The sequence below is a fragment of the Siccirubricoccus deserti genome (genome assembly GCF_014283215.1).
GTDB lineage: Bacteria > Pseudomonadota > Alphaproteobacteria > Acetobacterales > Acetobacteraceae > Siccirubricoccus > Siccirubricoccus deserti.
The window spans coordinates 68,239-89,645 of the sequence record NZ_JACOMF010000013.1 but is presented as its reverse complement, the minus strand read 5'-3'; the positions used below and the strand labels follow the sequence as shown (position 1 = coordinate 89,645).

The window sequence follows — 21,407 nt, the reverse complement described above, 5'->3', positions numbered from 1 at the left end:
GGTCAGGCCCTCCCGAACAGGCCAGCGGGACGCGCCACCAGCACGATCGCCATGATTACGAAGATGACGGTGGCGGAGGCTTCCGGCCAGAACACCTTGGTCAGCCCTTCCACCACGCCGAGGGTGAAGCCGGTGAGGATCGAGCCGAGGATCGAACCCATGCCGCCGATGACGACGACCGCGAAGACCACGATGATGAGGTTGGAGCCCATCTGCGGATTTACCGAATAGATCGGTGCTGCCAGCACGCCGGCGGCGGCCGCCAGCGCCACGCCGAAGCCGTAGGTCAAGGTCACCATCCGCGGCACGTTGACGCCGAAGGCCTGGACCAGCGCGGCATTCTCGGTCGCAGCGCGCAGATAGGCGCCGAGCCGGGTTTTCTCGATGATCAGCCAGGTCGCCAGGCACAGCACCAGCGCCGCGATCACCACCCAGCCGCGGTAGATCGGCAGGAACATGAAGCCGAGGTCCCAGGCGCCCGAGAGCTCCGGCGGGATGCGGTAGGGCAGGCCCGAGGAGCCGAACTCGTTGCGGAAGATGCCCTCGATGATCAGCGCCAGGCCGAAGGTCAGCAGCAGGCCGTAGAGGTGGTCCAGCTTGTACAATCGACTGATGAAGAGTTTCTCGAGGATCACCCCGGTCACGGCGACAATGATGGGCGCCAGCAGCAGTGCCCACCAATAGCCGATGCCGCCCCAGGCCAGCAGCATCCAGGCGGCGAAGGCGCCCATCATGAATTGCGCGCCATGGGCCAGGTTCACGATGTTCAGCAGCCCGAAGATGACCGCGAGGCCGAGCGAGAGCATGGCGTAGAAAGCGCCGTTGATCAGGCCGAGCAGTAATTGCCCGAACAGTAGCGGCGCGGGTATGCCGAAGATATCATCCATGCGGGTCGTCCCGGTTCTAAGCGGTTGGATCAGGCATCAGCTGCGCAGGAAGGCGCAGCCCCCTTCGGCGAGGGGGCGGAAGGCCTCCTCGCCAGGGGTGGTGGCAGCAAGCTTGTAGAGGTCCCAGGGATTGCGGGATTCACCCGGCGCCTTCACCTCGAACAGATAGGCCGGGTGGATCTTGCGACCGTCGGGGCGAATCATGCCGGGGCCGAAGGCGTCGTCGTCGGTCGGCATCGCCTTCATCCGGTTCACCGCCTCGACGCCGCTGGCCTTGGCCGCGGCGACGCCCATGTCGGCGACTGCCTTCAGGTAGTGCAGCACCGCGCCGTAGCAGCCGGCCGGGGTCATCGCCGGCGGGCGGTCCTGGTTCTTGGCGCGAACCCGCTCGGTCAGCGCCCGGGTGCGGTCGTTCATGTCCCAGTAGAAGCTTTCGGACAGCAGCAACCCCTGAGCGGATTCAAGGCCGAGCGCCTTCACATCGATATTGCTCATCAGCAGGGCAGCGATCTTCATCGTCCGCTGCAGGCCGAATTCGCGCGCGCCCTTGATGCAATTCACCGTATCGGTCGAGGCATTGGCCAAGCCGATCACGTTGGCGCGGCTGGCCTGGGCCTGCAGCAGAAAGGCGGAGAAATCCGTCGTCGCCGGGAAGGGATAGCGCACCGCGCCGGCCACCTTGCCGCCCGCCGCCTTGACGAAATTGCTGGTGTCGCGTTCCAGCGCATGGCCGAAGGCGTAGTCGGCGGTGATGAAGAACCAATTATCGCCGCCGGTCTTGACCACCGCCGCACCGGTCGACTTCGCCAGCATGTAGGTGTCGTAGGTCCAGTGCACCGTGTTCGGGCTGCACTGCGACCCGGTGAGGTCGGAGGTCCCGGCGCCCGAGTTCAGATGGACCTTGTTCTTCTCCCGCGCGATCTGGTTGACCGCCAGCGCGACCGAGGAGGTCGGCAGGTCGACGACGGCGTCGACCCCCTGGTCGAACCATTGCCGGGCGATATTGGCGCCGACATCCGGCTTGTTCTGGTGATCGGCCTGCAACACCTCGACGTTGAAGCCGCGATTGCCGAAATCCTGCACCGCCTGCTGGGTCATCACCACGCTGGCGGGTCCGCCGCTGTCCCGGTACGGGCCCGACATGTCATTGATGACGCCGACCCGGATGGTCGGCGTCTGCGCCCTCGCGCGCCACGGCAGGCCACCCAGAGCCGTAGCACCGGCACCGGCAGCTATCAGGTCACGTCGCTGGATGGCCATGTGATTCTCCCTCCCTGATTACGGTGCTAGCTCCGCACGAGGGAGCAGCCGCCTTCGTTCAGCGGGCGGAAGGCTTCCTCGGCGGGGGTCGTCTGAATCAGCTTGTAGTAGTCCCATGGCGCCTTGCTCTCGGCCGGCGTCTTCACCTCGAACAGGTAGGAGGGGCAAAGCTTGCGGCCGTCCTCGCGGATCCGGCCCGGGCCGAAGGCATCGTCATCGCAGGGCAGCGCCTTCATCCGGTTGACGACCTCGACCCCCGAGGCCTTGGAAGCCGCAATGCCCATGTCGGCCACCGCCTTCAGGTAGTGCAGCGCGGCCGAATAATTGGCGATGGAAGCCATGTTCGGCTTCATATCCTTTAGCCGCGGCTGCAGCCGCTGGGTGACCGCACGGGTGCGGTCGTTCAGGTCCCAGTAGAAGCTTTCCGTCAGCACCAGCCCCTGCGCGGTCTGCAGGCCAAGGGCGTGGACATCCGGCAGGAACATCAGCAACGCCGCCAGCTTGGTGCCGCGCCGGGTGATGCCAAACTCGGCCGCCTGCTTGATGGAGTTGATGGTGTCGGCGCCAGCATTGGCCAGGCCGATCACCTTGGCGCGCGACGCCTGCGCCTGCACCAGGAAGGAGGAGAAGTCGGAGGTCGCCGGGAAGGGATAGCGCACCGCTCCCAGCACCCGGCCGCCCGCCGCCTTGACGAAGGTGCCGGTGTCGCGTTCCAGCGCATGGCCGAAGGCGTAGTCGGCGGTGATGAAGAACCAGCTGTCGCCACCCGCCTTCACCATGGCGCCGCCGGTCGACTTCGCCAGCATGTAGGTGTCGTACATCCAGTGCACCGTGTTCGGACTGCACTGCGCGCCGGTGAGGTCAGAGGTCGCCGAGCCGGTGTTGATGTAGGCCTTGTTCTTCTCCCGCGCGACATTGTTCACCGCGAGCCCGACCGAGCTGGTCGGCACGTCCAGGATGAGATCGACACCCTGGTCATACCACTGCCGGGCGATGTTCACGCCGACATCGGGCTTGTTCTGGTGGTCGGCGGTGATCACCTCCACCGCGAAGCCCTTGTCGCCGAATTCGGCCACCGCCTGGCGGGTGCATTCGATGCCGTAGGGCCCGCTGATGTCGCGATAGGGGCCGGACTGGTCGTTCAGCACGCCGATCCGGATGGTGTTCGCCGCCTGGGCTCGGGACAGCCGCGGCAACCCCGGCATCAGGGTGGCGCCGACCGATGCGGCAAGCAGGCTACGGCGAGTGGCACTCATCGAAGGCTTACCTCCAGCAACGGCGGCGGGCGCCCGTCGCCCGCCGCGACCTCCAGCCTCAGCTCCGGACCAGCGGGCAATTGCCCTCGGCGAGCGGCCGGAAGGCCTCCTCCGCCGAGGTGGTCTGCAGCAGCTTCAGGTAGTCCCAGGCGCCGCGGCTCTCCGCCTTCGTCTTCACCTCGAAGAGGAAGGAAGGGTGGATCTTCCGCCCGTCGGCGCGGATCGAGCCCGGGCCGAAGGCGTCGTCATCCGTCGGCATCGCCTTCATGCGGCTGATGAGATCGGCGCCCGAGGCCTTCGCGGCGGGCACGCCCATATCGGCGACCGCCTTCAACGCATGCAGCGTCGCCGAATAATTCCCGGCATGGATGCAGTTCGGGTAGACATTCGCCAACCGCGGCTTCACCCGGTTGAGGAAGGCCCGGGTCCGGTCGTTCATGTCCCAGTAGAAGCTTTCGGTCAGCACCAGCCCACCGCCCTGCTCCAGGCCGATGGAATGCACGTCGGTGATGAACATCAGCATGCAGGCGAGCCGTGTGCCGCGCCGCGTCACCCCGAACTCCGCCGCCTGCTTCACGCAATTGATGGTGTCGAGCCCGGCATTGGCGAGGCCGATGATCTTCGGCCGCGTCGCCATCGCCTGCACCAGGAAGGAGGAAAAGTCGGTGGTGCCCGGGAAGGGCGTGCGCACCGCGCCGAGCACCTTCCCGCCGCTCGCCTTCACCTGCGCCGTGGTGTCGCGTTCCAGCGCATGGCCGAAGGCGTAGTCGGCGGTGATGAAGTACCAGCTGTCGCCGCCTGCCTTCACCATCGCCGCGCCGGTCGATTTCGCCAGCATGTAGGTGTCATAGGCCCAATGGACGGCGTTCGGGCTGCAGGCCTGACCGGTGAGGTCGGCGGTGGCGGAGCCCACCTGCAGCACCGCCTTGTTCTTCTCCCGCGTCACCTGCTGCACCGCGAGCCCGACCGAGGAGGTCGGCACGTCGAGCAGCATATCGATGCCCTGGTCGTACCACTGCCGCGCGAGGCTGACGCCGAGATCCGGACGGTTCTGGTGATCCGCTTCGATCACCTCGATGTTGATGCCACGGTTGGCGAACTCGGCGACCGCCTGGCGAACGCAGATGACCGAGGTCGGCCCAGTGTTGTCACGGTAGGTGCCCGACATGTCGGTAAGCACCCCGATGCGGTAGGTATTCGCCGCCTGCGCCCGGCTCAGCCGTGGCAGCGTGGTGACAGCCGCCGCCGCGGCACCAGTCCCAAGCAGAGCTCTCCTGTTCATTACCATCCCTGAATCTCCGGCTTCAGCGTTCGGGGCCGGCGTGGCGCTGCCGCCCGGCCCACGTTCGTCCTTGTGCGTCCGCTAGCTGCGGACGAATTGGCAGCCGCCCTCGGCCAGCGGGCGGAAGGCTTCCTCCGCAGCCGTGGTCTGCAGCAGCTTGTAGTAGTCGAAGGGACCGCGGCTTTCCTCGGGCTTCTTCACCTCGAACAGGTAGGCCGGGTGCAGCTTGCGACCGTCCTCGCGGATGCGGCCGGGGCCGAAGCAGTCGTCGTCGCAAGGCATCGCCTTCATCCGCGCGACAGTCTCGGCACCCGAGGCCTTGGCGGCGGTGGCGCCCATGTCGGCCACGACCTTCAGGTAATGCACCGCTGCGGCATAGCCGCCCGCATGGTTCATGCAGAGCGCGTTGTTGCCGATCTCCGGCCGGACCCGGGCGGAGAAGGCGCGGGTGCGGTCGTTGAGATCCCAGTAGAAGGTCTCGGTGCAGACCAGCCCCTGCGCCGTCTCCAGCCCGATGGCATGCACGTCCGGCAGGAACATCAGCAGCGAGGCGAGGCGGATGCCGCGCCGGTTCAGGCCGAATTCGGCGGCCTGCTTGATGCAGTTCACCGTATCCGAGCCGGCGTTGGCCAGGCCGATCACCTTCGGCCGCGCCGCCGCAGCCTGCAGCAGGAAGCTGCTGAAGTCGGTGGTGCCCGGGAAGGGCGTGCGCGCCGCGCCCAGGACCTTGCCGCCCTGCGCCTTGACGAAGGTGCCGGTGTCGCGTTCCAGCGCATGGCCGAAGGCATAATCTGCGGTGATGAAGTACCAGCTGTCGCCGCCCGCCTTAACCGTGGCGCCGCCGGTGCTGCGCGCCAGCATCCAGGTGTCGTAAGTCCAGTGCACCGTGTTCGGCGAGCATTTGGAGCCGGTAAGGTCCGAGGTCGCCGAGGAGGTGTTGAGGAAGACCTTGTTCTTCTCCCGCACGATGTCGTTCACCGCCAGCGCCACCGAGGAGGCGCCGCCGTCGATCACCACATCCACGCCGTCGCGGTCGATCCAGGTACGGGTGATGTTGGAGCCGACATCGGGCTTGTTCTGGTTGTCGGCGTAGACCACCTCGACGTTGAAGCCGCGGTTGGCGAACTCGGCCGCCGCCTGGCGGATGCAGGCCAGCTCGGTCGGCCCGGTCACGTCCCGGTAGGTGCCGGAGAAGTCGCACAGCAGCGCGAGCTTGACGGTATTCGCCGCCTGCGCCTTCGCGCTCCGCCAGGGCAACCCGCCCAGGGCAGGCAGCGCCGCGGCAGCCTTCAGTGCGGCCCTACGGGTCGTAGTCGTCATCGGTAGCTTTCCTCCCTGTTGGCGCCCCGCGTCTGCGCGCGGTTAGACGCCGAGATATGCGTGCAGCCGGTCGAGAGAGGCGGTGAGCTGGTCGTTCGGCACCATGTCGACGACCCGGCCGTGTTCCATCACGTAGTGGCGGTCCGCCACCGTCTGGGCGAAGCGGAAATTCTGCTCCACCAGCAGTACGGTGAAGCCGCGCGCCTTCAACTCACGGATGGTACGGCCGATCTGCTGCACGATGACCGGGGCAAGGCCCTCAGAAGGCTCGTCCAGCAGCAGCAGCTTGGCGCCGGTGCGAAGGATGCGGGCGATCGCCAGCATCTGCTGCTCGCCGCCCGAGAGCTTGGTGCCCTGGCTGTTCGCCCGCTCCTTGAGGTTGGGAAACAGGGTGTAGATGGTCGCCAGATCGAGCCCGCCCGGCTGCACCACCGGCGGCAGCATCAGGTTCTCGGTCACGCTGAGGGTGGCGAAGATCCCGCGTTCTTCCGGGCAATAGCCGATGCCGGCACGGGCGATCCGGTCGGAGCGATCGTTGATCGTCTCCCGCCCGTCGAAGCGGATGGAGCCGGAGCGGCGGCCGACCAGGCCCATGATGGCGCGGAGGGTCGTGGTCTTGCCGGCGCCATTGCGCCCCAGCAGTGTCACCACCTCGCCGCGGCGGACGTCGAGCGTCACGCCGTGCAGGATGTGGCTCTCGCCGTACCAAGCTTCGAGGCCCTGCACCGCCAGCAGCGCGTCAGTCGCTGCCACGGGACGTTCAGCCATCAGGGTCTCAGCCATGCACCGGCACTCCCTCGGACACGGTATGGGCCTCGGTGCCAAGATAGGCAGCGATGACATCCGGGTTGCGCGCCACGCTGTTGTAGTCGCCTTCCGCGAGCACGCTGCCGCGCGCCAGCACGGTAATGGTGTCGCAGAGGCCGGAGACCACCTTCAGGTTGTGCTCCACCAGCAGCACAGTGCGGCCGGCCGAGACGCGCTTCACCAGCGCGACGATGCGGTCGACATCCTCATGCGCCATGCCGGCGGTGGGTTCGTCCAGCAGCAGCATGGTGGGATCCAGCGCCAACGTGGTGGCGATCTCCAGCGCCCGCTTGCGGCCATAGGGCAGTTCGCCCGCGGTCAGCGCCGAATAGCCAGTGAGGCCGACATCATCCAGTAGCGCCATCGCCCGGTCGTCATATTGCCGGAGCAGCGAATCGGAGCGCCAGAAATCGAAGCTGCCGCCACGCTGCCGCTGCAGCGCCACCCGCACATTCTCCAGCACCGAAAGGTGCGGGAACACCGCCGAGATCTGGAAGCTGCGCACCAAGCCGAGACGCGCGACCTCGGCCGGCTTCATGCCGGTGATGTCGCGGCCGTCGTAGCGGATGCTGCCGCGGGTGGGCGGCAGGAATTTGGTGAGGAGGTTGAAGCAGGTGGTCTTGCCGGCGCCGTTCGGGCCGATCAGCCCATGGATGCTGCCGCGGCGGATCTTCAGGGTGACGTCGCTGACCGCGACGAAACCCCGGAATTCCTTGGTCAGCCCTTCGGTTTCCAGGATGGTGTCGGACACCCGGATCGCTCTCCCCTGTTGGTGGCGGTAAACAGCCATTATTTCAGCAAGGTATGGCCGGACCTTGCGACGGATGCAAGGCCGTCCCAGGTGAATTCCACGCATTCTCCGCGGTGGATAGCCTCCCGGGGCGGCGCTGTTACCCGTGTGTGACAGAGACACCGAATGAAGCCGAACCGTCGGCAGCACTGCGGTCAGCGCAGCCCGTCGCGCCCCTCGATCCCGTCCACCGTCAGCCCGCCGATGCGCGGCAGCGGCCTGCCGCCGCTGGTGAGCGCGAGGCAGACCAGGATCTCGCCGGCGCGCGGCGCGTCCGGTACCCGTACTTCCATCGCGTCGAAATGGCTGCGCACGAAGGCGGCGTCCTTGTGGCCGAGCGGCACGTCGATGGCGGTGCCCGGTCCGCCGGATTTCTTGGCCGAGGGGATCAGCGCCGGCCCCTTCCCCAGCGCTGCCCGTACGGGTGCGCCCATCTTCGGATGCAGTAGCGCCGCGGCATGCTCCAGCTCCCCGGCCTCGCCCACCACCGCCGCCTTGCCGAAGCTGTGCACCGCCTCGCCGGGAATGCCGAGTGCGGCCAGCGCCTGGGCAGCCAGCAACGCACCCAGCTCCTCGCCCTGCGCCACCAGCTCCGACAGATCTTCGGCGTAGTGCCCCGCGAAGGGATTGGCGATGACCGCGCAGACAGCGGCGCGGCGGATCGCAGGCGTCACCGGGCGGCCCATCTCCTGCCGGGTCTCGTCAAGGACCGTCACCAGCTTGCGGATCATCGCGGGCATCGGCTCAGCCCGCTCCGGCCAGGCGTGTCAGCCGGCGGCCATGGCCGATGACGGCGCCGATCGAGCCAGCGTTGCGGCGGTCGGCAATTGCCCGGAAGGCGGCAACGGGCCGGCCTTCCTTCAGCCGGGCGAAGGCATCGCCGATGGCAACCGAAAACTGCAGCATGATGCTGGCGTCGCGATAGCAATCCGTGGTGCAGGCCTGGCAACCGTCGCGCATCATCTTCTCCCGGGTGAAATCCCACAGCGAGGAGAGTGGCGAGGCCCAATCCTCGCAACGCCAGAGATCGTAGTTCCAGTCCAGGTAGAAATACTTGTAGCCGGCATGGCAGACGAAGCGCTCGCCCTCTCCGGTCAGGCGGCGTCGCATGTCGGCGATGCCCTCGCGGGGGTTGTGCACCGGGATGATCTCCCGCGCCGTCTCCGCCGCATCGAAGGCCGCCAGCAGCTCCCGCGGCGACATGTCGACCAGCTCGCTGTCCTCCGACCACACCAGGGAGGAGGAGCCGAGCGGCGCCTTGCGCGGGTAGCTGAAGGTGATGGCGGCGAAGCCCAGCGCCTTCACGAAGCGTGCCAGCGCCCGGTAGTCGGTGACCAGCCGGGTCATCGCGACCGAGGCGATCGGCGTCACCTCACGCGCCACCAGTTTCGCATTGGCCTCGGCGATGCGGGCGCAGACGCCACGCAGCCCGCGGTTCTTCTCATGCGTCGCGGCCTCCGGCGCATCGATCGAGATGAACAGCGTGGTGATGCCGGCGTCGGCCAGCGCATCCACCTTCGGCGGCAGCAGCCAGCCATTGGTCACCATGGTCGGCTGCACGCCCATCCCGGTCGCGGTGCGCACCATCTCGACGATCTTCGGGTGCAGCAGCGGCTCGCCACCCATGAAGGTGACGAAGCGGACGCCGGCCTGCGCCTTCAGCAGCGTCAGCCCCTCGGCGAAGCGGCTGGCATCCAGGGTGCGGCGGTCGGTGACGAAGCCCTTGTCGTGGGCGAAATTGCAGAAGTCGCAGGTGGCGTTGCACAGATTCGTCACGGATACGTTGCAGATCGCCGGGCCGCCACTCGGCACCAGCCGCAGCAGATCCATCACCCCACCGACACTCGCCATTCACCCGTCCCCCGGGGCGGTGCCGCCCCCTGCCACCGACCGCATAGGCCGGAGTTCGGCCCGCTGCCAAGCGATAAGGCCAGGCAGGCTGATCACCACCTCCCGCGCCCGGCGGACGAGCGCCACCGCCAGCGCCAGGCCGGGCGGCACGCCGACCAGCGCGGCGGCGCCGATGATGGCGCCTTCCTGCACCGCCAGCGCCCCTGGCAGCATGAAGCCGGCATTGCGCAGGGCCTGCGCCAGGCTCTCGATCACCAGCGCCTCGGCCAGGGTCACGTCATGGCCAAGCAGCCAGAGCACCCCGGCAATCTCCACCGCGCCCAGCACCCATGCGGCGCTGTGCCAAAGGCAGGCAAGGACCAGCCGCGGCCAGTCCGCGTGCAGGGCGAGGATCGCCACCTGCAATTCGCCGATCCAGCCCGGCCGCAGCGCCGGCCAGCGCCGTGCCAGCCGGGCAAGGCCACGCTCCAGCAGCTTCAGCGGCAGCCGGCGCTGCACCAGCACCATCGCCGCCGCGCCGCCGAGGGCGATGCCGAATCCGGCCGCGGCGAAGCCGAGCAGCCCGGCGCCATCCCCCCCTGCCAGCAGTAGCGCCACCCCGGCCAGGGTGAAGAACAGCTGCGAGATGCCCTCCAGGGTCAGATCGACCGTTGCCGTGGCCCCTGCCCTGTCGCCGGCGACGCCACGCCGCGCCAGCAGCCTTGCCGCGGCGGCCTGGCCGACCAGCGCGCCGGCCGGCAGCAGCGCATTGGCCGATTCCCGGTACCAGCGCAGCAGCGCCATGGCGCCGAGCGACGGCCGTTCCGCCGGCGGCAGCAGGGCACGCCAGGCGAGCGCGGTCAGCAGGATCTGCGGCAGGTGCACGGCGATGGAGATCGCCACCGCGAAGGGCGCCTCGGCCAGCATACGGCGCAGCGCGGCCAGGTCGTCGTGGTTCAGCGCCACCGCGGCCAGCAGCACGCAGGCGCCGAGCAGCAACCCGTTGCGGATGCCGCGGCCCCAGCCTGGGGTGACAGGCTCCGGGCTCAGTGGCCGAGCACTTCCGGCACCCGCTCCGCCGGTGGCGTGTTGCGGCTGCGGCCGCAACGCATCGCGCCATCGATCATCACCCCGCCAATGCCGGGGATGTCGCCGAGCTCGATGCTGTGCAGCAGGTCGCGCCCCGCCGTGTGCTGGGCACGGTCGAGGAACACCAGATCCGCCGCGCGCCCCACCTCGATCAGCCCGGCATCCAGCCCGCGGATTCGGGCGGTGTTGCCGGTCGCCAGCGCGATCGCCTGCGCCGCCGGGATGCGGCCGAGCGAAGCGAGCAGCGAGATCAGCCGAAGGATGCCAAGCGGCTGCACGCCGGAGCCGGCCGGGCTGTCGGTGCCGAGGATGACGCGATGCAGCTGGCCGAGGTCGCGCGCCGCCTGCGCCGCGGCGATGGCGACACGCTCGTTGCCGTTGTGGACGATCTCGATGGCACGGCTGCTGCGCTCGCAGAGTTCGCAGACATGGGCCTCGGACAGCGCGGTGTGGCCGCCGTTGATGTGGCCGATGACGTCGGCGTCGGCTTCCAGCACCGTATCCTTGTCGATCAGCCCACTGCCGGGAATGCTGGGGCCGCCGGTGTGGATGGTGCTCTGGATGCCATGCCTGCGGGCCCAGGCGACCATCCGCTGCGCCTCATAGCCGGTCTTGACGCTGCCGAGCCCGACCTCGCCCAGCAAGGTGACGCCGGCGGCGGCAAGCTCGGCGAAATCGCTCTCGACCATGCCCTGTTCCAGTACCGGTGCCCCGGCCAGCACCTTCACCCCGGCGGGGCGGGCGTTGAGGAAGGCGCGTTGCGCGGTGATGGCCAGCGCCTTGAGGCCGATGATGTCCTTCGGGCGTCCGGGCAGATGCACCTCGCCGGCCGAGATCATTGTCGTCACCCCGCCGTTGAGGCAGCTCTCGATCCAGCCGATCTGGTTCTGCCGCGGGGTCCAGTCGCCGATCACCGGATGCACATGGCTGTCGACCAGCCCGGGCGAGACGGCGCTTCCATGCGCGTCGATCACGCTGTGGGCGGGGCCGTGGCCGGCGAGCTCGGCGGAGCGACCGATGGCGGCGATCCGGCCGTCCTCGATCAGCAGCGCATCGGCCTCCAGCACCGGCGCGCCGAGGTCGCCCGAGAGCAGCAGGCCGATGTTGCGCACCAGGGTCCGGCCCCGTGCTGGCCCCGCCGCCTGCTCCACTGCCATCGCGACCCTCCGCCCATCCTTCCGGGCCAGCCTAGCCCAGCCGGGATCGTAAGCCTAGAAATGGCACATGGGCGATGCGGATGACACGGATTACGTGCTGGAGGCGCAGGTCGGCCATCTGTTGCGCCGCGCCTATCAGCGGCATCTGGCGCTTTTCCAGGGCATCATGGGGAGGATGGGCCGACCTCGGTGCAATTCGCCACGCTGGTGACGCTCTGGCGGCAGGGACCACTGTCGCAGAACCTGCTGGGCCGGCTGCTGGCGATGGACCCGCCGACGGTGAAGGGCGTGGTGACGCGGCTGATGGCACGCGGGCTGGTGGTGCGGGAGAAGGACGCCGCTGACGCGCGCTTGCTGCGGGTGGCGCTGACCCCGGCGGCGCTGGCGGCGCTGCCCGGCTGGGTGGAGAAGGCGCAAGCGATCACCGCGGCGACCCTGGCGCCGCTCTCCGCGCCGGATGCGGCCCGGCTGACCGTGCTGCTGCGGCGGCTCGGTTGATTCCGGTTGTGGGCGGAACAGGTGCTGCGTAGACTCGTTACCCTGCAAACAATCGGCGGGGCAGATGGCGGCCTATCGCAGACCCGGAACCCTGGCGGAAGCGCTGGCGCTGCTGGCTGCGGCGCCGACCGAGCAGGGCGCGCCCCTGCTGCTGGCCGGCGGCACCGACATCTACCCCGCCCGCGCTGCGGCCGCGGCTTGGCTGCGGGATGCACCACGACCGGTGCTGGACCTTTCCGGCATCGCCGGCATGGGTGCGATCGAGGATACCGGCGGTCATCACCGGATCGGCGCCGGCGTCACCTGGGCGATGCTGCGCGACCAGCCCCTGCCGCCCTGGTTCACGGCGCTGCGGGACGCGGCGCGGCAGGTCGGTGGGATGCAGGTGCAGGCGCGCGGGACGCTGCTCGGCAACCTCTGCAACGCCTCCCCCGCCGCCGATGGCGTGCCGCCGCTGCTGGCGCTGGACGCCGAGGTGGAATTGGCCAGCCTGCGCGGCACGCGGCGGCTGCCGCTGGGGGATTTCCTGCTCGGCTACCGGCGCACCGCCCTGGCGCCGGATGAGATCGCGACAGCGGTGCTGGTGCCGAAGCCCGAGGGCAGCGCGCGCAGCGGCTTCCTGAAGCTCGGCGCCCGCGCCTATCTGGTGATCTCCATCGTGATGGTCGCCGGAGTGGTGGAGGCAGCGGCCGGGCGCATCATCCGGGCGCGGCTGGCGGTCGGCGCCTGCTCAGCGGTGGCGCAGCGCCTGCCGACGCTGGAGGCTGCGCTTGCCGGACTGCCCCTGGCTGACGCCGCCGCGATGGTGGAGACGGCACATCTCGCCACCCTTTCGCCAATCGACGATATGCGTGCGACGGCCGAATACCGCCGCCACGCCACGCTGGTGCTGCTGCGCCGGCTGCTGGCCGGCCTTGCCGCGCCCGAGGCGCTGGCGGCGTGAGCGCCCCGCCCCTCACCCTGACGGTGAACGGCACGCCCCGGGCGGTGGTGGCGCCACCGGAGACGCGGCTCTCCGCCGTGCTGCGCGACGGGCTCGGACTCACCGGCACCAAGACCGGCTGCGACGCCGGGGATTGCGGCGCCTGCACCGTGCTGCTGCGGGGCGCGCCGGTCTGCGCCTGTCTGGTACCGCTCGCCCAGGCCGCCGGCGGCGCGGTGTTGACTGTGGAAGGGCTGGCGGCGATGCCGCTCGGCGCCGCGCTGCAGGCCGCCTTCCTGCACCATGGCGCGGCGCAATGCGGCATCTGCACGCCGGGGATGCTGCTGGCGGCCATGGCGCTGCTCGAGGCCACGCCGCGCCCGGACGAGGCGGCGGCGATGGAGGCGCTCGGCGGCGTGCTCTGCCGCTGCACCGGCTATCGCAAGATCCTGGAGGCGGTGTGCGATGCCCATCGCTTCCTCGGCACCCCGCCGGTGCCGGCGTCAGGCGCGGTGGGGGCGCGGCTGCCGCGCATCGACGGCCCGGCGAAGCTGACCGGCGCCGCGCTCTACGGCGCCGATGCGGCGCCCGCCGATGCGCTCTGGCTGCGGCCGATCCGCAGCCCGCATGCGCATGCCCGCTTCCGCCTCGGCGATTGCGCGCCGCTGCTGGCCCGCCACCCCGGGCTGCACCGCGTGCTGACCGCCGCCGATGTCCCCGGTCGCAACGGCTTCGGCATCTATCCCGACATCAAGGACCAGCCGGTGTTCTGCGATGGGGTGGTCCGCTATCGCGGCGATTGCGTCGCCGCCCTGGTCGGCGAGCGCGCCGCGGTGGAGGCGGTGCGCGCCGAGGAGCTGCCGCTGGAATGGGAGGTGCTGCCGCCGCTCAGTGATCCGGAGGCGGCGCTGGCCGCGGCGCCGCTGCACCCGCGCTGGCCGGATAACGTGCTGACCACCGGCCGCGTCGTCTCGGGCGATGCCACGGCGGCGCTGGCCGGCAGCGCGCATCTCGCCGAGGGTGCATGGCAAACCGGCTTCGTCGAGCACGCCTATATCGAGCCTGAGGCCGGCTGGGCGCAGCGAGTGGGGACGCGGATCGAGGTCTTCGCCACCACCCAGGCGCCCTACATGGACCTTGAGGAAGTCGCCGGCGTGCTGGGCATTCCGCATGACGCGGTGCGGATCATCCCCTCGGCCTGCGGCGGCGGCTTCGGCGGCAAGCTGGATGTCTCGGTGCAGCCGATGCTGGCCATCGCCGCCTGGCTGCTGCGGCGGCCGGTGCGGGCGGCATGGTCGCGCGCCGAGAGCATGGCGAGCAGCACCAAGCGCCATCCCTCCCGCATCACCGCGCGCGCCGGCTGCGATGCCGCGGGGCGACTGACCGGCTTCGCCTTCGAGGGCATCTTCGACACCGGCGCCTATGCCAGCTGGGGCCCAACCGTCGCCGGGCGCGTGCCGGTGCATGCGATGGGTCCCTACCGCGTGCCTTCGGTCGCCACCCGCGCCCGCGCCGTCTTCACCCATCAGCCGCCCTCCGGCGCCTTCCGCGGCTTCGGCGTGCCGCAGGCGGCAATCGCGCAGGAGGCGCTGTGGGATCAGCTGGCCGATGCCGTGGGCCTCGACCGGCTGGAGTTCCGCGCGCTGAACGCGTTGCGCGCCGGTGACACCACCGCGACCGGGCAGGTGCTGACCCAATCGGTCGGGCTGGTCGCCTGCCTGGATGCGCTGCGGCCGCGCTGGCAGGCGCTGCGGGCGGAGGCGGCGGCGCGGAACACCAGGGGCGGGCCGCGGCGCCATGGCGTCGGCATCGCCTGCATGTGGTACGGCATCGGTAATACCGGCATGTCCAATCCCTCCACCATGCGGGTGACGCTGGGGCCGGAAGGGCTGGTGTTCCACAACGGCGCGGTCGACATCGGCCAGGGCAGCACCACCGTGCTGCTGCAGATCGTCGCCGAGGCGCTTGGCCTGCGGACCGAAGATTTCACCCTGGTGCTGGGCGATACCGACCTGACCGCCGATGCCGGCAAGACCAGCGCCAGTCGCCAGACCTTCGTGAGTGGCCGCGCCGCGCAGGAGGCCGGAGCGGCGCTGCGGCAGGCGATCCTGCTGCGCGCCAATGCCGGCGAAGATGCACACCTGCGGCTGGAGGGCAGCCGGCTCTTCGTCGATGGCCGCGAATTGGCGCTGGATGGCGTATTGGAAGGCATCGGCCGCTTCGACCCGCCGACCGTGCCGCTCGATGCCGATGGCCAGGGCATCCCCTATGCCACCTACGGCTTCGCCGCGCAGGTCGCGGCGCTCTCGGTCGATACCGAGCTCGGCACGGTGCGGCTGGAGAGGATCGTCGCCGCGCATGACGTCGGCCGGGCGATCAATCCGACGCTGGTGGAGGGGCAGATCCATGGCGGCATCGCCCAGGGTATCGGCCTGGCGCTGATGGAGGAATACCTGCCTGGCCGCACAGAGAACCTGCACGACTACCTGATCCCGACCACCGGCGACGTGCCGGAGATCGAATGCATCCTGGTCGAGGATCCCGAGGCGCTCGGCCCCTATGGCGCCAAGGGGATCGGCGAGCCGGCGCTGGTGCCGACTGCGCCGGCGATCTTTTCCGCCATTCGCGACGCGACCGGGGTCACCATCACCCAGGCCCCTGCCCTGCCGCATCGGGTGCTAGCGGCCATCGCCGAGGCAAGCCGATGAGCACCGATAGAACTGCCGTCTTCGGCGCCCGGGAAGGCAATGAAGGCATCGTCCGCTGCGACGCCTGCCCCGTGCTCTGCCGCATCCGTCCCGGCCGCGCCGGGGCCTGCAGCCGTTACGCCAACCGCGACGGCGCGCTGATCCGCACCGACCCGCTGGTGCTGATGACCCGCACCCTCGAGACCGGCGGCGAGACGGTGCCTTTCCTGGAGAATGCCGAGGATTGGCACGGCACCATCGCGCCGCAGACCTTCGTCAGCGCCATCGGCGCCGGCACCACCTACCCCGACTACAAGCCGGCGCCCTTCATCGTCGCCTCGACGCATGAAGGCGTCGATACCGTCACCGTGGTGACGGAGGGCATCTTCAGCTACTGCGGCCTGAAGGTGAAGATCGACACTGACCGCCACCTCGGCCCGGAGGCAGCGGCGGTGCGGGTGGATGGCGAGCAGATCGGCCATGTCACCACCGCCGAATACGGCAGCCAGATGCTGAGCCTCGGCGGGGTGCGCCACCTGACCGGCGGCAGCAAGCGCGAGGGCAATGTCACCTGCGCCGCGATGCTGGCGCTCTGCGGCAAGCAGCCGGTGGAGGTGACGATCGATGGCGGCGCCAAACTCGTGCTGCAGGCCGGCGCCCCGCCCATTGTCAACGGCGTGGCGGAGGCGCGGATGCGGGTCGGCTGCGGCAGCGCCGCCATCGGCATCTTCGCCCAGCAATGGCATGGCCATGTGGATGAGGTGATCGTGGTCGACGACCACATCACCGGCGTTCTCTCCGAACACCAGGCCGGCAAATGCCTCGGCATGCGGCCGAGCGGCATAAGGGTGCGCGGCCGGCGCTCCACCCCCGGCCGCTATTTCCAGGTGGCGCAGCCCGGCCCCGGCTGGGGCGGCACCGACATCATCGACCCACTCGCGGTAATCGAGCGGATCGACCCGAACCTGGCCTGGCCTGGCCTCCGCCTCCTGCTGACCAGCACCACGGGCGAGGACCACCTTTACGTCGAACTGGATGAGATGCTGCGGCCGGTGCCCGCGCCGGTGCCGGAAGCGGTGCTGCGGACCGTCGAGCGCATCGGCGAGAATTGCGAGCCGGCGCTGACCTCCATCCTGTTCATGGCCGGCGCCGGTGGATCGCTGCGCGCCGGCGTCACCGAGAACCCGGTGCTGCTGACGCGGGAGGTGCAGAAGGCCCTGGTCCGCGTCACCATCGGCGGCGCGCCCTGCGTGCTATGGCCCGGTGGCGGCATCACCATCATGGCGGATGTGCTGCGGGTGCCGGAGGGCGCCTTCGGCTACGTGCCGACCCCGGCGCTGGTCGCGCCCATCGAATTCACCCTGCGCGCCGAGCTCTATGCCCGGCTGGGTGGGCATGTGGACCACGCCGTGCCGCTGGAGCGGCTGCTGGCGGAATACGGCGCGACGGCGCGACAGGAGCCCTGGCGGCCGGAAAACCCATGGCCGGCAGCGTAAGCGCCCTGCTGCCGGACGGCCGGCTGCATCTGCATGAGGGCCCGATCGACCTGGTCATCGGGCTGGAGGGCACCCGCCCCGCCGTCGCCGAGGCGCGCGCTCGCGCCACCGCTGCCTTCGAGGGGTTGCTGGCCGGGCTGGTGGCCGAACTGCCACTGCTGCGCGCCCCGCTCGGCGCCGACCCTCCCGCGGTGCGGGGGCCGGTCGCGCGTCGCATGGTCGCGGCGGTCTGGCCCTACCGCACCGGCTTCATCACCCCGATGGCCGCGGTCGCCGGGGCGGTGGCGGAGGAGGTGCTGGCGGCGATCGCCGGCGTGCCCGGCCTCGGCACCGCTCATGTCAACAACGGCGGCGACATCGCCCTGCATCTGGCGCCGGGCGAGGCGCTGCGCATCGGTCTGGTGCGCAGCCTGGAAGCCGCGGTGCCGGAGGGGCTGGTGCGCATCGCCGCCGCCGACCCGGTGCGCGGCATCGCCACCAGCGGCTGGCAGGGCCGCAGCTTCTCCCGCGGCATCGCCGATGCGGTGACGGTGCTGGCGGCAACGGCGGCCGAGGCGGATGCGGCGGCAACGGTCATCGCCAATGCGGTGGATGCGGTGCATCCGGCGGTACGGCGGGTGCCAGCCAGCAGCCTCGATCCCGACAGCGACCTGGGCGAGTTGCCGGTGACCATCGGCGTCGGCCCCTTGCCGGCGGCGGTGGTCGAGGATGCGCTCGATGCCGGGGAGGCGGTGGCGGAGCGGCTGGTGCAACGGGGGCTGGTGGTGGCGGCGCTGCTGGCCGTGGGGGATGCGACGCGCGCCGTCGGTCCGCCTAGACTGACAGATACTGCTCCCTGACCGCATCGGCTGCGAGCAGCTCCGGGATGCTGCCGCTCCAGCGGATGCGGCCCTTCTCGATGATGGTCGCCCGGTCGCTGACGCCGCGGGCGAAATGCAGGTTCTGCTCCGACAGCAGGATGCCGAGGCCGCTGGCCTTCAACGCGCCGATCGCCTCCGCCATGCGCTCCACCACCACCGGGGCCAGCCCCTCGCTCGGCTCATCCAGCAGGATCAGCCGAGGATTGCCCATGAGGGTGCGGGCGATGGTCAGCATCTGCTGCTCGCCGCCGCTCATCCGCCCGCCCGGCCGGTCCTGCATGGCGCCGAGGCTCGGGAAGAGCGCGAAGAGCCGTGCCGGGGTCCAGGGCGGCATGCCGGGCGGCGCCGGGCGGCGGCCGACCTCAAGATTCTCCAGCACCGTCAGCTCGGTGAAGATCCGCCGCTCCTCCGGCACGTAGCCGAGACCGAGCCGGGCAATCTCGAAGGGCGCGCGGCCGGTGATGGGGATGCCGTCGAAGACCACCTGGCCGGCGCTCGGTGGCACCAGCCCCATGATCGCCTTCATGGTGGTGCTCTTGCCGGCGCCATTGCGGCCGAGCAGCACGACCACCTCGCCCGCCGCCACCTCCAGCGCCACCTCGTCCAGGATATGCGCGCGGCCGTAGTGCGCCGAAAGGCCGGTGACCCGCAGCATCAATGCCCGCCCTGCCCAGGGGACATCATGTTGCCGCTGCCGAGGTAGACCTCCCGCACCCTGGGGTCGGCCCGCACCGCGGCTGGCGCGCCCTCGGCGATCAGCGTGCCGCGGTCGAGCACCAGGATGCGGTCGGCATGGCTGAAGACGACGTCCATGTCGTGCTCGGTGAAGAGCACGGCGATGCCGCGCTCGCGGGCGATATCGGCGGTCAGTGCCATCAGCCCGACGCGTTCCTGCGGCGCCATGCCGGCGGTGGGCTCGTCCATCAGCAGCAGCGCCGGATCATTGGCCAGAGCGATCGCCAGTTCCACCCGCTTGAGGTCGCCATAGGCGAGGATGCCGCAGGGCCGCCCGGCCTGCTCCGCCATGCCGAGCCGGGCCAGCAGCGCATCGGCCGCGCTCGCATCCATCCGCGCCACCGGCCGCCAGAGCCGCATCAGCCGCCGGTGGTGGGAGAGCAGTGCCATCTGCACATTCTCCCGCACGGTCATGGAGCCGAAGGTGGCGGTGATCTGGAAGGTGCGGCCGACGCCGAGCCGCCAGACCCGGCGCGGCGCCATGCCGGTGATGTCGCGGCCCTTCAGCCGCACCCGCCCGGCATCCGGGCGGAGCTGGCCGTTCAGCATGTTGAAGCAGGTGGATTTGCCGGCGCCGTTCGGACCGATCAACGCCAGCATCTCGCCGGGCCGGATGGCGAAGGAGACGCCGCGCACCGCCTGCACTCCGCCGAACCGCTTCTCCAGCGCCTCCACCTCAAGTGTCGCCATGGCGGCGCTCCCAGGCGGTACGGGCGGCGCCGGCAAGGCCCTGCGGGAAGAACAGCACCAGGACGACGATGACGCTGCCCAGCACCAGCCGCCAGAGGTCGGTAATCCGGACCAGCTGTTCCTGCAGGCCGGTGAAGGCCAGGGCGCCGATGATCGGCCCGCTCAGGGTCTGCACGCCGCCCAGCAGCACCATCAGCAGCGCATCGACGCTGCGCGAGATGGCCATGGTGGTGGGGAAGACGCTGCCCTTGCCATAGGCGAAGAGCCCGCCGGCGATGCCCGCGGCGGCGGCGGCCAGGGTGAAGCCCAACCAGCGGATGCGGAAGGCATCGATGCCAATGGCCTCGGCCCGCAGCACGCTGTCGCGCTGGGCGCGCAGCGCGTAGCCGAAGGGCGCATGGATGATCCGTCGCAGCAGCAGCGTGCTGCCCAGGCAGAGCGCCAGGGCCAGATAATAGTAGGTCAGTTTCCCGGCCGCCCAGGCATCGGGCCAAACGCCCAGAATGCCATTATCGCCGCCAGTCAGCTCGACCCATTGGAAGGCGACCGACCAGGCGATCTGCGCGAAGGCCAGGGTCAGCATGGCGGAATAGACGCCGGAGAGCCGCACGCAGAACCAGCCGAAGAGCAGCCCGAACAGCCCGGCGACGAAGGGCGCCAGCACCAGCCCGCCGAGCATCGACGCGCCCAGCCATTGCGCCGCCAGCGCGGCGCCATAGGCGCCGAGGCCGAAATAGGCGGCATGGCCAAAGCTCGCCATGCCACCCGGCCCCATGATCAGGTGCAGGCTGGCGGCGAAGAGCACGAATATGGCGATGTCGGTGAGGACGGTCAGCGCATAATTGCCGGCGAAGGGCGGCAGCAGCAGGGCGAGCGCCAGCGCGGCGCCGCCGGCGAGCTTCAGCGGCCGCGGCGCCGGACCGATCGGCGGCTCGGCGGCGCCGGCGCCATGTGCCGCGGCAGCCGGCCGGCCGAGCAGCCCGTGCGGCCGCACCACCAGCACCACCGCCATCACCAGGAAGACCAGTACCAAAGTGATCTTCGGGAAGACCAATATGCCGAAGGCGTGCAGCTCGCCGATCAGCAGCGCCGCCAGCGCCGCGCCGGAAAGGCTGCCGAGGCCGCCGACCACCACCACCACGAATGCCTCGGCGATGATCGAGAGGTCCATGTGCAGGTTTACGCTTTCCCGCGGCAGTTGCAGCGCGCCGCCGAGACCGGCGAGAACGCTGCCGAGGAAGAAGACGCTGGTGAAGAGCATGCGCTGGTTGACACCGAGCGCGCCGACCATCTCCCGGTCCTGCGTCGCCGCGCGCACCAGCGTGCCCCAGCGGGTGCGATGGAACAGCAGCAGCAGCAGCCCGAGCACCACCGGCCCGACACCAATTAGGAACAGCTCGTAGAGCGGGAAGCGCAGCCCCAGGATCTCGATGCTGCCGCGCAGGCCCGGCGCCCGCGGCCCCAGCAGATCCTGCGGCCCCCAGGCAAGCAGCGCGAGGTCCTGCACGATCAGCACCACGCCGAAGGTGGCCAGCAGCTGGAACAACTCCGGCGCGCGGTAGATGCGGCGCAGCAGCAGCACCTCCACCACCAGCCCGATGAGGCCGACCAGCAGCGCCGCCCCCAGCACCCCGCCCCAGAAGCCAAGGTGGCCGCGCGGCAGATTCGTCACCAGGGTCCAGGCCAGATAGGCGCCCAGCATGTAGAGCGAGCCGTGGGCGAAGTTGACGATCCGGCTGACGCCGAAGATCACCGTCAGGCCGGAGGCGACGAGGAACAGCGAGGAGGCGCTCGCCAGGCCGCTGAGCGCCTGGAGAACCAGATTCTCCAACAGGGCGGGG

General features: G+C 70.0%; 20 protein-coding genes. 6 read left to right on the top strand and 14 right to left on the bottom strand.

Going from position 1 to position 21,407, the window contains the following annotated elements; translation table 11 throughout:
• Nucleotides 1–2: 2 nt before the first annotated feature.
• From H7965_RS13005 to H7965_RS12955, 11 genes are all read right to left on the bottom strand, one after another.
• A complete protein-coding gene (locus tag H7965_RS13005; RefSeq protein WP_186771009.1) occupies nucleotides 3–887 on the bottom strand; it encodes a branched-chain amino acid ABC transporter permease in 885 nt (294 codons plus the stop codon).
• Between the two features lie 36 nt (nucleotides 888–923).
• Nucleotides 924–2,147: an ABC transporter substrate-binding protein gene (locus H7965_RS13000; protein WP_186771008.1), complete on the bottom strand. Its 1,224-nt coding sequence runs from the start codon at nucleotides 2,145–2,147 to the stop codon at nucleotides 924–926.
• A gap of 26 nt (nucleotides 2,148–2,173) precedes the next feature.
• Nucleotides 2,174–3,403 (bottom strand): ABC transporter substrate-binding protein, encoded by a 1,230-nt coding sequence (locus tag H7965_RS12995; protein WP_186771007.1) that lies wholly within the window; start codon nucleotides 3,401–3,403, stop codon nucleotides 2,174–2,176.
• A 58-nt stretch (nucleotides 3,404–3,461) separates the two neighbouring features.
• Nucleotides 3,462–4,685 (bottom strand): ABC transporter substrate-binding protein, encoded by a 1,224-nt coding sequence (locus tag H7965_RS12990; RefSeq protein WP_315898692.1) that lies wholly within the window; start codon nucleotides 4,683–4,685, stop codon nucleotides 3,462–3,464.
• An 81-nt stretch (nucleotides 4,686–4,766) separates the two neighbouring features.
• Nucleotides 4,767–6,005: an ABC transporter substrate-binding protein gene (locus H7965_RS12985; protein WP_186771005.1), complete on the bottom strand. Its 1,239-nt coding sequence runs from the start codon at nucleotides 6,003–6,005 to the stop codon at nucleotides 4,767–4,769.
• Nucleotides 6,006–6,047: 42 nt separating this feature from the next.
• Nucleotides 6,048–6,773 (bottom strand): ABC transporter ATP-binding protein, encoded by a 726-nt coding sequence (locus H7965_RS12980; protein ID WP_222440592.1) that lies wholly within the window; start codon nucleotides 6,771–6,773, stop codon nucleotides 6,048–6,050.
• Between the two features lie 7 nt (nucleotides 6,774–6,780).
• Nucleotides 6,781–7,563 carry an ABC transporter ATP-binding protein gene (locus H7965_RS12975; protein ID WP_229682608.1) on the bottom strand — a complete coding sequence of 261 codons (783 nt, stop codon included), beginning with the start codon at nucleotides 7,561–7,563 and terminating at the stop codon, nucleotides 6,781–6,783.
• A gap of 194 nt (nucleotides 7,564–7,757) precedes the next feature.
• Entirely contained in the window at nucleotides 7,758–8,342 is a 585-nt protein-coding gene (locus H7965_RS12970) for an amino acid synthesis family protein (RefSeq protein ID WP_186771002.1), read from the bottom strand.
• 4 nt (nucleotides 8,343–8,346) lie between these two features.
• Nucleotides 8,347–9,453, bottom strand: a complete 1,107-nt coding sequence (locus tag H7965_RS12965; RefSeq protein ID WP_186771001.1) for a radical SAM protein — start codon at nucleotides 9,451–9,453, stop codon at nucleotides 8,347–8,349.
• The gene (locus H7965_RS12960; protein WP_186771000.1) at nucleotides 9,454–10,431 is read right to left on the bottom strand and encodes a lysylphosphatidylglycerol synthase domain-containing protein; all 978 of its coding nucleotides are present in this window, start codon (nucleotides 10,429–10,431) and stop codon (nucleotides 9,454–9,456) included.
• Nucleotides 10,432–10,478: 47 nt separating this feature from the next.
• On the bottom strand, nucleotides 10,479–11,678 hold the full coding sequence (locus H7965_RS12955; protein WP_186770999.1) for an amidohydrolase family protein: 1,200 nt from the start codon (nucleotides 11,676–11,678) through the stop codon (nucleotides 10,479–10,481).
• 67 nt (nucleotides 11,679–11,745) lie between these two features.
• Between H7965_RS12955 and H7965_RS30360 the strand changes: the two genes are divergently transcribed.
• From H7965_RS30360 to H7965_RS12930, 6 genes are all read left to right on the top strand, one after another.
• Entirely contained in the window at nucleotides 11,746–11,889 is a 144-nt protein-coding gene (locus H7965_RS30360) for a hypothetical protein (RefSeq protein WP_222440591.1), read from the top strand.
• Nucleotides 11,868–12,176: a MarR family winged helix-turn-helix transcriptional regulator gene (locus H7965_RS12950; protein ID WP_222440590.1), complete on the top strand. Its 309-nt coding sequence runs from the start codon at nucleotides 11,868–11,870 to the stop codon at nucleotides 12,174–12,176. Before H7965_RS30360 ends, H7965_RS12950 begins: the two co-directional genes overlap by 22 nt.
• Nucleotides 12,177–12,240: 64 nt before the next feature.
• Entirely contained in the window at nucleotides 12,241–13,119 is an 879-nt protein-coding gene (locus H7965_RS12945; RefSeq protein ID WP_186770998.1) for an FAD binding domain-containing protein, read from the top strand.
• Nucleotides 13,116–15,806 (top strand): molybdopterin-dependent oxidoreductase, encoded by a 2,691-nt coding sequence (locus H7965_RS12940; RefSeq protein ID WP_186770997.1) that lies wholly within the window; start codon nucleotides 13,116–13,118, stop codon nucleotides 15,804–15,806. The genes H7965_RS12945 and H7965_RS12940 overlap by 4 nt, the downstream gene beginning before the upstream one ends.
• Complete coding sequence (locus H7965_RS12935) at nucleotides 15,803–17,281, top strand: 6-hydroxynicotinate reductase (protein ID WP_186770996.1); 1,479 nt, start codon at nucleotides 15,803–15,805, stop codon at nucleotides 17,279–17,281. The genes H7965_RS12940 and H7965_RS12935 overlap by 4 nt, the downstream gene beginning before the upstream one ends.
• The gene (locus tag H7965_RS12930) at nucleotides 17,266–18,120 is read left to right on the top strand and encodes a UPF0280 family protein (protein WP_186770995.1); all 855 of its coding nucleotides are present in this window, start codon (nucleotides 17,266–17,268) and stop codon (nucleotides 18,118–18,120) included. Before H7965_RS12935 ends, H7965_RS12930 begins: the two co-directional genes overlap by 16 nt.
• Here the strand turns inward: H7965_RS12930 and H7965_RS12925 are convergent.
• The 3 genes from H7965_RS12925 to H7965_RS12915 are packed head-to-tail and all read right to left on the bottom strand — an operon-like array spanning nucleotide 18,095 to nucleotide 21,397.
• On the bottom strand, nucleotides 18,095–18,796 hold the full coding sequence (locus H7965_RS12925) for an ABC transporter ATP-binding protein (RefSeq protein WP_186770994.1): 702 nt from the start codon (nucleotides 18,794–18,796) through the stop codon (nucleotides 18,095–18,097). The genes H7965_RS12930 and H7965_RS12925 overlap by 26 nt on opposite strands.
• Nucleotides 18,796–19,566, bottom strand: a complete 771-nt coding sequence (locus H7965_RS12920; protein WP_186770993.1) for an ABC transporter ATP-binding protein — start codon at nucleotides 19,564–19,566, stop codon at nucleotides 18,796–18,798. The genes H7965_RS12925 and H7965_RS12920 overlap by 1 nt, the downstream gene beginning before the upstream one ends.
• Nucleotides 19,553–21,397, bottom strand: coding sequence for an ABC transporter permease (locus H7965_RS12915; protein WP_186770992.1), 1,845 nt, complete (start codon nucleotides 21,395–21,397; stop codon nucleotides 19,553–19,555). Before H7965_RS12915 ends, H7965_RS12920 begins: the two co-directional genes overlap by 14 nt.
• Nucleotides 21,398–21,407 lie beyond the last annotated feature (10 nt).

Coding starts and splice junctions, on each gene's coding strand:
- H7965_RS13005 (WP_186771009.1), bottom strand. CDS start 887: ATGGATGATATCTTCGGCATACCCGCGCCGCTACTGTTCGGGCAATTA.
- H7965_RS13000 (WP_186771008.1), bottom strand. CDS start 2,147: ATGGCCATCCAGCGACGTGACCTGATAGCTGCCGGTGCCGGTGCTACG.
- H7965_RS12995 (WP_186771007.1), bottom strand. CDS start 3,403: ATGAGTGCCACTCGCCGTAGCCTGCTTGCCGCATCGGTCGGCGCCACC.
- H7965_RS12990 (WP_315898692.1), bottom strand. CDS start 4,685: ATGAACAGGAGAGCTCTGCTTGGGACTGGTGCCGCGGCGGCGGCTGTC.
- H7965_RS12985 (WP_186771005.1), bottom strand. CDS start 6,005: ATGACGACTACGACCCGTAGGGCCGCACTGAAGGCTGCCGCGGCGCTG.
- H7965_RS12980 (WP_222440592.1), bottom strand. CDS start 6,773: ATGGCTGAACGTCCCGTGGCAGCGACTGACGCGCTGCTGGCGGTGCAG.
- H7965_RS12970 (WP_186771002.1), bottom strand. CDS start 8,342: ATGCCCGCGATGATCCGCAAGCTGGTGACGGTCCTTGACGAGACCCGG.
- H7965_RS12965 (WP_186771001.1), bottom strand. CDS start 9,453: ATGGCGAGTGTCGGTGGGGTGATGGATCTGCTGCGGCTGGTGCCGAGT.
- H7965_RS12955 (WP_186770999.1), bottom strand. CDS start 11,678: ATGGCAGTGGAGCAGGCGGCGGGGCCAGCACGGGGCCGGACCCTGGTG.
- H7965_RS30360 (WP_222440591.1), top strand. CDS start 11,746: ATGGGCGATGCGGATGACACGGATTACGTGCTGGAGGCGCAGGTCGGC.
- H7965_RS12945 (WP_186770998.1), top strand. CDS start 12,241: ATGGCGGCCTATCGCAGACCCGGAACCCTGGCGGAAGCGCTGGCGCTG.
- H7965_RS12935 (WP_186770996.1), top strand. CDS start 15,803: ATGAGCACCGATAGAACTGCCGTCTTCGGCGCCCGGGAAGGCAATGAA.
- H7965_RS12930 (WP_186770995.1), top strand. CDS start 17,266: ATGGCCGGCAGCGTAAGCGCCCTGCTGCCGGACGGCCGGCTGCATCTG.
- H7965_RS12925 (WP_186770994.1), bottom strand. CDS start 18,796: ATGCTGCGGGTCACCGGCCTTTCGGCGCACTACGGCCGCGCGCATATC.
- H7965_RS12920 (WP_186770993.1), bottom strand. CDS start 19,566: ATGGCGACACTTGAGGTGGAGGCGCTGGAGAAGCGGTTCGGCGGAGTG.